Source organism: Bacillus cereus group sp. Bc010 (assembly GCF_027716745.1).
GTDB lineage: Bacteria > Bacillota > Bacilli > Bacillales > Bacillaceae_G > Bacillus_A > Bacillus_A pacificus.
On the sequence record NZ_JAQFUY010000032.1, the window covers coordinates 19,525 to 30,748 of the forward strand.

Below are 11,224 nucleotides of genomic sequence, written 5' to 3' on the forward strand. Positions count from 1 at the left end.
AAAAGAAAGTAGTGGTACAAGAATGAAATTGATAGTAGGACTTGGGAACCCAGGTAGAGAATATGAATTAACAAGGCATAATATTGGATTTATGGCGATTGATGAACTTGCAAAGCGTTGGAATATTTCTTTGAACGAACAAAAATTTAAAGGAGTATTTGGTGCAGGATTTGTTAATGGAGAAAAAGTAATCTTATTAAAGCCACTTACATATATGAATTTATCTGGGGAAAGTATTCGTCCGTTAATGGATTACTATAAAATTGATGTAGAGGACTTCGTTGTTCTGTACGATGATTTAGACATCCCTGTAGGTAAATTACGTCTTCGTATGAAAGGCAGTGCGGGTGGACATAATGGTGTGAAATCAACAATTTCACATTTAGGAACACAAGAGTTTCAACGTATCCGCATGGGGATCGATCGTCCGAAAAATGGAATGAAGGTAGTAGATTACGTATTAGGACGTTTTACATCAGAAGAGATTCCTGATGTAAATCATTCTATTGAAAAAGCAGCAGATGCATGTGAAGAATGGTTAAATAAACCTTTTCTTCAAATTATGAATACTTTCAATAGTTAAGGGTACGATTGGGAATATTTTATTTTATTTTTACCCATACTAGCAGTAATTGGATTTTTAGGAGGCTAGTATGGAAGGGTATTATTATTGCAGACATTGCGGGAGTAATGTAGGCTCCGTTACCGCAGAAAAAGTATATAGCGACGTTTTATTTCAACTAACAGAGCAAGAAGTAGTAGAAATGATTCATTTTCATGAGAATGGAAATATATATATAAAAACGATTTGTGAATTGTGTCAAGAAACGCTCGCATCTTATCCTGAGTATTATGAATATGAAAAATTTCTGCAATAAAATGTTGTCGCTTTGGCATGTCCAAAGCATTTTTCTGTTTTCTTTTTCCGAAATATTTGCATAAAATATAGTGGCTTGCTCTTTTATGTTGAGAGGGGTTTTGAAAATGATAGGTTTATTAGAGCAATTTTATAAAAATGAAGAGATCCAATCGGTCATTAATGGATTAGAAGATGGTTTAAAAGAGCAACTTGTATCAGGTATGGCAACCTCTTCTCGTTCGTTATTAATGGCGGCCTTATATAAAAAAACAAAAAAATCACAACTTATTGTGACGCATAATTTATATCAAGCACAAAAAGTACATGAAGATTTAGTGGCGTTACTTGGTGAAAAAGATGTATGGCTATATCCAGTAAATGAATTGATAGCATCAGAACTTGGTGTTGCAAGCCCAGAATTGAAGGCGCAACGTATTGAAGTGTTAAATCGCTTAGCTGCAGGAGAGCACGGGATTATTGTAGCACCAGTTGCAGGACTACGCAGATTTTTACCAATGAAAGAGTTGTGGAAGCAAAGGCAAATCGAAATCAGTCTAGGGCAAGAGATTGATTTAGATACATTTTTGCATACTTTACATCATATCGGCTATGAGCGTAAGTCTATGGTAGAAGCTCCTGGAGAATTTAGTTTGCGTGGGGGAATATTAGATATATATCCACTAACTGAAGAGTTACCATTTCGTATTGAATTTTTCGATACAGAAGTCGATTCTATTCGATTATTTGATGTGGATGAACAGCGCTCTCAAGATAAAAAAGAAAGTGTTAGATTTGGTCCAGCAACAGAGTTTTTATTTTCGCAGGAAGAATTGAAATCAGGAATTAAGCATCTTGAAGAAGGTCTGACTAAGACGATGCAAAAACTTTCTGATGATAAGTTGAAGACTACAGTGCTTGAGACGGTAAGTCATGAAATTGAGATGTTAAAAAACGGGCAAAGTATAGAACAGATGTTTAAATATTTATCTATTTTCTATAACGAACCTGCTAGTCTGATAGATTATTTACCAGAAGATGGTGTTGTTATTTTAGATGAGATTTCACGTATTCAAGAAACAGCATCACATCTTGAAACGGAAGAGGCGGAATGGTATATATCCCTTCTCGGTGAGGGAACAATTATTCAAGATTTATCTTTCTCTCATTCGTTTGAAGAATTTCTTCATCATAAAAAAAGAAGTTTTGTATATTTAACGTTATTCTTACGTCATATAGCACATACACATCCGCAAAACATTGTGAATGTGACATGTAAAACAATGCAAGATTTCCATGGGCAGATGCAGTTGTTGAAAACTGAAATTGATAGATGGAACGAAGGGCATTTTACGACTGTTGTGTTAGGTATAGATGATGAACGTGTGAAAAAACTACAACATATTTTAAGTGATTATGATATTGAGGCAGATATTGTAGAAGGCACAGATATATTATTGCCTGGAAGGTTACAAATTGCTGTAGGTGATTTACATGCAGGATTTGAAATGCCGATGCAAAAGCTTGTTGTCATTACTGAAAAAGAGCTTTTTCATAAGAAAGTTAAAAAATCACAACGTAAGCAAAAGTTATCGAATGCTGAACGTATTAAAAGTTATTCGGAATTAAAAGTTGGGGATTATGTAGTTCATGTAAATCATGGTATAGGTAAATTCTTAGGTATTGAAACATTAGAGATTAACGGTGTTCATAAAGATTATTTGAATATTAAATATCAAGGTAATGATAAGTTATACGTTCCAATTGAACAAATTGACCAAGTGCAAAAATATGTAGGATCTGAGGGTAAGGATCCGAAAGTTTATAAACTGGGTGGAAATGATTGGAAGAAGGTCAAAACGAAAGTTGAAAAATCTGTACAAGACATTGCGGATGACCTAATTAAACTATATGCTGAGCGCGAAGCTTCAAAGGGTTATGCATATACACCGGATACGGCAGAACAACAAGAATTCGAGTCCTCTTTCCCGTATCAAGAGACAGAGGATCAATTACGTTCTATTGAAGAGATTAAAAAGGATATGGAACGCGGACGTCCGATGGATAGGCTTCTTTGTGGTGATGTAGGATATGGAAAGACGGAAGTAGCTATTCGTGCGGCGTTTAAAGCAATTATGGATGAAAAACAAGTTGCAATTTTAGTGCCGACAACGATCCTTGCACAACAACACTATGAAACAATTCGAGAGCGTTTTCAAGATTATCCAATCAATATAGGATTATTAAGTAGATTCCGTACGAGAAAGCAGCAAAATGAAACAATTAAAGGTTTAAAAGATGGCACAGTAGATATTGTAATCGGAACGCACCGTATTTTATCTAAAGATGTTACTTATAAAGATTTAGGTCTTCTTATTATTGATGAAGAACAAAGATTTGGTGTAACGCATAAAGAAAAAATTAAACAACTAAAAGCAAATGTTGACGTATTAACACTAACGGCAACTCCGATTCCGCGTACGCTCCATATGTCTATGCTTGGTGTGCGTGATTTATCTGTTATTGAGACGCCGCCGGAAAATCGTTTCCCGGTTCAAACATATGTAGTAGAGTATAATCCAGCATTAATGCGAGAAGCGATAGAACGGGAGCTTGCAAGAGGTGGTCAAGTTTACTTCCTATATAATCGTGTAGAGGATATCGAACGAAAAGCAGATGAAATTTCGATGTTAGTTCCAGATGCGCGTGTAACTTATGCACATGGGAAAATGAACGAGAGTGAATTAGAGTCTGTTATGCTATCGTTTTTAGAAGGACAGCATGATGTTCTTGTAAGTACAACGATTATTGAGACGGGTGTAGATATTCCAAATGTAAATACATTAATTGTATTTGATGCAGATCGTATGGGATTATCGCAGTTGTATCAGCTTCGTGGGCGTGTTGGACGTTCTAATCGTGTTGCATATGCTTACTTTGCATACAAACGGGATAAAGTGTTATCGGAAGTTGCGGAGAAGCGCCTGCAAGCCATTAAGGAGTTCACAGAGCTTGGATCTGGTTTCAAAATTGCGATGCGAGATTTATCAATTCGTGGTGCTGGTAACTTGTTAGGAGCCGAACAACATGGATTTATTGATTCTGTCGGATTTGATTTATATTCTCAAATGTTAAAAGATGCAATTGAACAGCGTAGAGGAACAGACGGAGTTGAAAATACAGTTAATGTTGAAATTGATTTAGAAGTAGATGCATATTTACCGGATGCTTATATTTCTGATAGTAAACAAAAAATTATGATGTATAAACAGTTTAGAGGTGTTTCTGCAATTGAGGATATTGAAGAGTTGCAGGAAGAGATGATAGATAGATTTGGTGATTACCCGCAAGAAGTTGGTTACTTATTACAAATCGCAAATATTAAAGTATTAGCAATGAAAGAACAAATTGAATTAATTAAGCAAAATAAATTTGAAGTAACAATTCTGTTCTCAGAACAAGCGAGTCAAAACATTGATGGCGGAAAATTATTCATGCTTGGAAATAGTTTTGGACGAATGATCGGTCTAGGAATGGAAGGATCACAATTGAAAATCGTCATGAAAACAAATGGCTTAGAGACATCGAAGTGGTTAACAATTGCTGAAAATTTATTAAAAGGCTTGCCAGATGTAAAAAAAGAAGTCATAAATGCCTAATATTAGATAAAAAAATGCAATTCGACGTGCATAGAAGAACTAATGTGTAAAATACTATGTCTAACAGTTGGTGATTTTTACATGAACAGGTAAATTCACCACTTTGATCATCAGTAGAAAGTGAGGCAGCATTAGAATGAAAGCAACTGGAATCGTACGTCGAATTGATGATTTAGGTAGGGTAGTAATCCCGAAGGAAATTCGTAGAACTTTACGTATTCGAGAAGGGGACCCACTAGAAATATTTGTAGATCGCGATGGAGAAGTAATTTTAAAGAAATATTCTCCAATTAGCGAGCTAGGTGATTTTGCAAAAGAATATGCAGATGCTTTATATGATAGCTTAGGACATAATGTGCTTGTATGTGATCGAGATTCTATTATCGCAGTATCAGGTGTATCAAAAAAAGAATACTTAAATAAAAGCGTTGGCGATCTAATTGAAAAAACGATGGAAGAAAGAAAGTCTGTTATTATGACGGACGAAAGTGATATTTCCATTATTGATGGTGTAACAGAAAAGGTTCATTCTTATACAGTTGGGCCGATTGTTGCAAATGGAGACCCAATTGGGGCTGTCATTATTTTTTCAAAAGAAGCGATTATAAGCGAAATAGAGCACAAGGCGGTCAATACTGCTGCCAGTTTCTTAGCGAAACAAATGGAACAGTAAAGGTGTATGGTTTTAGAAGTAGCAATCTTTCCTAATTATGATATTTCTTCTTGAGAAATCAATTATTTGGAGATATATGTATATTGAATGAAGGTAGCGCTTTGCTACCTTTTTTCATTGAATATTTCTAGCGTTGCACGAACGTATTCTTACTTGTGTAGGTAAGGAAGCTTGTCCTTTTCTTTATGATATAATACGAGGGGTGAGAATAGAAAAAGGAGTTTTCTTGCATGGAATCGAAGAAGTATCAAGCCTTTTGGCGTGGGGCTATTATATTAACAATCGCAAGTTTTGTTACAAAGGTATTAAGCGCCTTTTACCGTATTCCATATCAAAATATAGCGGGTGACGTTGGTTTTTATATTTACCAACAAATTTATCCATTTTATGGATTTTGTTTAATTTTAGCTACTTATGGGTTCCCTATTATAATTTCAAAAATGGTTGCGGAACGATTAGAGCGAGGGAAAAAACAAGAAGCAGAGGAAATTATTTGTGTATCTTTTTGGTTTTTATTAGGTATTGGTTTCATAGGATTTTTTACATTGTTCTTTGGTGCCGAAGCAATTGCGATAGCTATGGGCGATATACACTTAGATAAGCTATTACGCGTTATTTCCTTTTCATTCATATTGATGCCGTTTTTATCTGTAGCAAGAGGATATTTCCAGGGATTCAATAATATGATGCCAACAGCTGTTTCGCAAGTGATAGAACAAACGATTCGTGTTTCTATTATTGTATTTTTATCTCTATTCCTAATTGCTCACGAATTTGATTTATATACAGTTGGTGCAGGTGCTATGCTCGGTTCAATCGCAGGTGGATTGATTGGGATTATCGTACTTATACTTTATATGCGTCATGACTTTCGTTCTATATTCTTCAAAAGTGTAAAGAGGATTAAAGGGAAAAAGAAGATTATAAAAATCCTGTTTTGGCAGGGGTTAGCGATTTGTGTTAGTAACTTAGTGCTTATTTTTATACAAATGGCTGATTCTATTTCTTTCTATTCTCTACTTATTGGAGCGGGAGAGCCAGCTGAAAGTGCAAAGGTGTTAAAAGGTGTTTATGACAGAAGTATCCCGCTTATGCAATTAGGTACTGTCGTGACAACTTCCTTCTCGTTGTCGCTTATTCCAATTATTACAGCAGCGAAGGAAAGAGGAGATCTTACCTTTATTCGAGAAAAGGTAAGGTTAGCGATGAAAATAACATTTGTTATCGGGTTTGCAGCAGCCATTGGATTAACTTGTATTATCCAACCTACGAATATTATGTTGTTTGAAAATAGTGATGGGTCAGATGTTTTATCTATTTTATCTTTATCTATTCTATTTAGTTCATTGTCGATTACAACTGCTTCTATTTTGCAAGGGTTAGGACAAACATTAAAACCAGCAATATTCGTTATATTTGGCGGTTGTTTAAAGTTAGCTTTAAATTATATATTAATGCCATATTTTAGTGTGAAGGGAGCTGCAATTGCGACGCTAGTTGCGTTAATTGTAATTTCTATACTAAATAGTGTATTACTTATGCGAGCTGTATCCGAATCGCTTATCGACAAACGGAATATGTTAGGTGTAGTTATTAGTGGTATCGGTATGGGATTTGTACTAATAATGTTTATGCGTGTATTGCAAATGTCTGGATTAGTGATGGATACAAGTCATAGAGGTGTTGCAACACTTGAGGCGTTGTTAGGTGTAGCCATCGGCGGATTGGCATATATGTTTTTCATTTTAAAATTACGTGTATTTACAAAAGCGGAAATAGGAACCGTTATGAAAAAAGAGAAAAAAGAAGGTTCATTGAAGAAGAGTGGATAGAGGTGGCAGGTTGTGAGTGGAATCATTACTATTTTAGGATTAGGTGCTGGTGAATTAGATCAGTTAACGATGGGTGTATATCGAAAAATAAAAGAAGCAGATCACATGTTTGTTAGAACGAAGGAACATCCCGTTATAGAAGAGTTGGAGAAAGAAGGTATACAATATACTGCCTTTGACAATGTATATGAAGCACATGATACATTTGAAATTGTATATGAAACAATTGCGAATACATTGTTAGAACAAGCTGAAGATACAGAAATCATCTATGCTGTTCCAGGGCATCCGCTTGTAGCGGAAAGAACGGTTCAGCTACTATTGGAAAAAAGTGAAGTAGCGAATGTTGAAGTGCGAATTGAAGGTGGGCAAAGTTTCCTTGATCCTATGTTTGCAAGTCTTAAGATTGATCCGATTGAAGGGTTCCAATTAATTGACGCCACATCATTTGAAAGAGGACAATTAGAATTACGTCAACACTTAATCTTTTGCCAAGTATATGACGCATTCGTTGCATCAGATGTGAAATTAACATTAATGGAGATGCTGCCAGATGATTATGAAGTGTATATCGTAACAGCTGCGGGGACTTCATTTGAGCAAGTGAAAAAGGTGCCGTTGTACATGTTAGATCATGAAACGGAGTTGAATAACTTAACGAGTGTATATGTACCACCAGTTCAGGAACGTGCGTCCTTATATCAACAGTTTGATGTACTTCGAGAAATTATTGCAGACCTTCGTGGTCCAAATGGTTGTCCGTGGGATAAAAAGCAAACACATCAATCTTTAAAGAAGTATTTAATTGAGGAAGCGTATGAAGTGTTAGAAGCAATTGATGAAGAGGATGATGATCACTTAGTAGAAGAACTGGGTGATGTATTATTACAAGTTATGCTTCATGCCCAAATCGGAGAGGACGAAGGTTGGTTCTCTATAGATGATATTATTCGAACTTTATCTGAGAAAATGGTTCGTCGTCATCCGCATGTATTTGGGAATACGGATGTAAATAATGCCGATGAAGTAATTGCCAATTGGGAAGAAATTAAAAAACAAGAAAAAGGGTTTGTAAAAGAATCTGTTTTAAATGGAGTTCCAAAAAGTTTGCCGCAGTTACTACGCGCTTATGAAATCCAGAAAAAAGCTGGTAAGGTTGGTTTCGATTGGGTGGATGTACAGCCGATGATAGAGAAAGCCTTAGAAGAATGGCAAGAGTTCCAACAAGAAGTCGCAAACATGGATGAGGCGAAGATGTTAAGTGAATTTGGCGATTTACTATTTGCGTTTGTTAATATAGCTCGTCATTATAAAATAGATCCAGAAGAAGCGTTACGTTCAACAAATGAGAAATTCGTCAGTCGTTTTTTATACATGGAAGCAAAGGTAGCTGAAATGAATAAAGAGATGCAAGATTTATCATTAGAGCAGTTAGATGTTTTCTGGGAAGAGGCAAAACAAACAGAGCGTTAATAGGGGGATTTAATATGCGTCTAGATAAGTTTTTAAAAGTATCACGTTTAATTAAAAGAAGAACATTGGCGAAAGAAGTAGCTGATCAAGGAAGAATATCCATTAACGGTCAAGTGGCAAAAGCGAGTTCGGATGTGAAAGTAGCTGATGAATTAACAATTCGTTTTGGTCAAAAAATAGTAACTGTAAAAATAAATGAATTGAAAGAAACGACTAAAAAAGAAGATGCAGCAAATATGTATAGCTTAGTTCGTGAAGAAAAAGTAAAGGCCGAAGAAGGCTTGTTCTAAAATCGATTATCCCTTCATACATTACTATTAGCTAGTATAAATGTATGGGGGGATTTACGTGAATAATGGTTACTCACCTATGTCTTCTAATCAACAAAATGTTTCTGTAGAGCATGATATTATTATGCGTGGCAGACGTGTAATTGATATTACCGGTGTAAAGCAGGTAGAGAGTTTTGATAGCGAAGAGTTTTTACTTGAGACTGTAATGGGCTTTTTAACAATTCGTGGTCAAAATTTGCAAATGAAAAATTTAGATGTAGAAAAAGGTGTTGTATCGATTAAAGGGAAAGTTCATGAGATGCTGTATATTGATGAGAATCAAGGGGAGAAAACTAAAGGCTTCTTTAGTAAGTTGTTTAAATGAGTCTAACAATTCAGTTGTATACGATGCTCTCAATGATCGGAATGGGTGCTTGGATTGGAGCGTCTTTAGATACATACCAACGATTTTTAAAACGTCAAGAACGTAAGCGTTGGATTGTATTTATACATGATATACTATTTTGGATTGTCCAAGCATTATTCGTTTTTTACGTATTGCTTCTTGTAAATGAAGCTGAACTACGTATATATGTATTTTTAGCATTATTATGTGGTTTTGCGGCATATCAAAGCATGTTGAAAGCAATATACATGAGACTATTAAATTTTCTCATCTATATTTTTGTGCAAACAACACACTTTTTTGTTCAAATTATACAGCTACTCATGATAAAACCTGTTATTATTATAGCGCAGCTATTTATTGCATTTATATTATTCTTATTTCGTATACTGCTTTCAATTGGACATGTGTTATGGAAAATGGTGATTTGGATATTACTTTTCATATGGAAAGTTTTTTTCTGGCCTGTTCGATTTATTGCTTCGCTCATATGGAAACTTCTCCCTAATCGTGTTAAACTTTTTATAATGAAGCATGTAGGGTTCCTGCAATATATAGCAAAATTGAAGGGACATATCTTCCAATTATGGGAGCGTATAAAAAAGAAGTTAGGGGGACCTCGGAAATGAGGGAACTGAGACAAAGAACAATCGAAAAACAGAGTCCAAATCCTGTTAAAGAGCATATAATACAAACGGATGAGAACAGGAAGCGACTTTATCGCCGTTTAGCGGTTTTTCTTGTCTTTGCTTTTACAATTATTGCGAGTATTAGTGTAACGTTTTATCAACAAAACAGTTCCATTAAAGCAAAAGAAGCAAAAGTTAAGGACATGAAAAAAGAACTGGATTCATTAACGAACAAAGAAAAGAGTCTAAAAGACGAAGTTCAAAAGTTAAATGATGAAGAGTACGTATTAAAGATTGCTAGAAGGGATTATTTCTTCTCTGGAAAAGGGGAGATAATTTTTCCTGTTTCTAAGTAGAGTATGTCTTATTGACACTATATTTTAGGATTATATATAATAAAGTAAAATTTGACTTTTTAACCACTAAGGAGGAGCATTTTTTTTATGTCAATCGAGGTAGGCAGCAAGTTACAGGGTAAAGTAACAGGTATTACAAATTTTGGGGCTTTTGTGGAGCTGCCAGAAGGCTTAACGGGTCTTGTTCATATTAGTGAAGTTGCTGATAATTATGTGAAAGATATTAACGATCACTTAAAAGTGGGCGACCAAGTAGAAGTAAAAGTTATTAACGTTGAAAAAGATGGTAAGATCGGTCTATCTATTAAAAAAGCGAAAGAGCGTGAAAAAACAGAAGGAGATCGTCCACGTGGTGAATACCAACGCGGTGGTGATCAACAACGTTCTGGACGTCCACAACGTAATCGTTCTTTCAACAGAGATAACCGTGGTGGCGGTAACGACCGCGCTCCAAAAGAAACATTCGAGCAAAAGATGGCACGTTTCTTAAAGGACAGTGAAGATCGTTTAACTTCTTTAAAGCGTAACACTGAATCTAAACGTGGTGGCCGTGGCGCACGTCGCGGATAATAAGAACGTTTAATTCTTAGAATATAGAGAGGTGCCCAGGGCGATTGCTCAGGGTGCTTTTTTATATGTGAAAATATATTTTTAAAAAAGTTTTCAAGATGTGTTGACTTTAAATTATATCTGAGGTAAGATACTAATTGTCCGTTAAATAAGACGACATGGCGGTGTAGCTCAGCTGGCTAGAGCGTACGGTTCATACCCGTGAGGTCGGGGGTTCGATCCCCTCCGCCGCTATATTTAATTTAACGGCCCGTTGGTCAAGTGGTTAAGACACCGCCCTTTCACGGCGGTAACACGGGTTCGAATCCCGTACGGGTCATCTAAAAAGATCATGCAAATGCGCATGATCTTTTTTTGTTAAATAAATTAAGACATACAACACTTCTACAAAATCACCCTATATTTTCTGAATGTTCGATTAAAATATTAAAAATAAAATACATACTGTGTATATATGTAGAGTTATTTCGAATAAAAAGTCGAACGATTATAAAAGTG

11 protein-coding genes and 2 tRNA genes are annotated in these 11,224 nt (G+C 35.5%); all 13 read left to right on the forward strand.

Annotation, left to right across the window (positions count from 1 at the left end):
- Nucleotides 1-22: 22 nt before the first annotated feature.
- The 13 genes from pth to PDQ68_RS23695 all read left to right on the forward strand — a co-directional run bounded on the left by pth (nucleotide 23) and on the right by PDQ68_RS23695 (nucleotide 11,045).
- The gene (gene pth, locus PDQ68_RS23635) at nucleotides 23-583 is read left to right on the forward strand and encodes an aminoacyl-tRNA hydrolase (RefSeq protein ID WP_001979768.1); all 561 of its coding nucleotides are present in this window, start codon (nucleotides 23-25) and stop codon (nucleotides 581-583) included.
- 70 nt (nucleotides 584-653) lie between these two features.
- Nucleotides 654-878, forward strand: coding sequence for an anti-sigma-F factor Fin (locus PDQ68_RS23640; protein ID WP_000399440.1), 225 nt, complete (start codon nucleotides 654-656; stop codon nucleotides 876-878).
- A gap of 106 nt (nucleotides 879-984) precedes the next feature.
- Entirely contained in the window at nucleotides 985-4,515 is a 3,531-nt protein-coding gene (gene mfd, locus PDQ68_RS23645) for a transcription-repair coupling factor (RefSeq protein WP_061183156.1), read from the forward strand.
- Nucleotides 4,516-4,651: 136 nt separating this feature from the next.
- Nucleotides 4,652-5,188, forward strand: a complete 537-nt coding sequence (gene spoVT, locus PDQ68_RS23650; protein ID WP_000648302.1) for a stage V sporulation protein T — start codon at nucleotides 4,652-4,654, stop codon at nucleotides 5,186-5,188.
- Between the two features lie 230 nt (nucleotides 5,189-5,418).
- On the forward strand, nucleotides 5,419-7,020 hold the full coding sequence (locus PDQ68_RS23655; protein ID WP_000444152.1) for a putative polysaccharide biosynthesis protein: 1,602 nt from the start codon (nucleotides 5,419-5,421) through the stop codon (nucleotides 7,018-7,020).
- A 12-nt stretch (nucleotides 7,021-7,032) separates the two neighbouring features.
- Nucleotides 7,033-8,493 (forward strand): bifunctional methyltransferase/pyrophosphohydrolase YabN, encoded by a 1,461-nt coding sequence (yabN, locus tag PDQ68_RS23660; protein WP_000014256.1) that lies wholly within the window; start codon nucleotides 7,033-7,035, stop codon nucleotides 8,491-8,493.
- 14 nt (nucleotides 8,494-8,507) lie between these two features.
- Nucleotides 8,508-8,783, forward strand: coding sequence for an RNA-binding S4 domain-containing protein (locus tag PDQ68_RS23665; RefSeq protein WP_001234876.1), 276 nt, complete (start codon nucleotides 8,508-8,510; stop codon nucleotides 8,781-8,783).
- A gap of 58 nt (nucleotides 8,784-8,841) precedes the next feature.
- Nucleotides 8,842-9,150 (forward strand): sporulation protein YabP, encoded by a 309-nt coding sequence (gene yabP, locus PDQ68_RS23670; RefSeq protein WP_001059101.1) that lies wholly within the window; start codon nucleotides 8,842-8,844, stop codon nucleotides 9,148-9,150.
- Entirely contained in the window at nucleotides 9,147-9,800 is a 654-nt protein-coding gene (gene yabQ, locus PDQ68_RS23675; RefSeq protein ID WP_000059762.1) for a spore cortex biosynthesis protein YabQ, read from the forward strand. Before yabP ends, yabQ begins: the two co-directional genes overlap by 4 nt.
- Nucleotides 9,797-10,156 carry a cell division protein DivIC gene (gene divIC, locus PDQ68_RS23680; RefSeq protein ID WP_001208736.1) on the forward strand — a complete coding sequence of 120 codons (360 nt, stop codon included), beginning with the start codon at nucleotides 9,797-9,799 and terminating at the stop codon, nucleotides 10,154-10,156. The genes yabQ and divIC overlap by 4 nt, the downstream gene beginning before the upstream one ends.
- A gap of 87 nt (nucleotides 10,157-10,243) precedes the next feature.
- The gene (locus PDQ68_RS23685; RefSeq protein ID WP_000021452.1) at nucleotides 10,244-10,726 is read left to right on the forward strand and encodes a S1 domain-containing RNA-binding protein; all 483 of its coding nucleotides are present in this window, start codon (nucleotides 10,244-10,246) and stop codon (nucleotides 10,724-10,726) included.
- A gap of 160 nt (nucleotides 10,727-10,886) precedes the next feature.
- Nucleotides 10,887-10,960: transfer RNA gene (locus tag PDQ68_RS23690), tRNA-Met, on the forward strand.
- 13 nt (nucleotides 10,961-10,973) lie between these two features.
- A tRNA-Glu gene (locus PDQ68_RS23695) sits at nucleotides 10,974-11,045 on the forward strand.
- Nucleotides 11,046-11,224 lie beyond the last annotated feature (179 nt).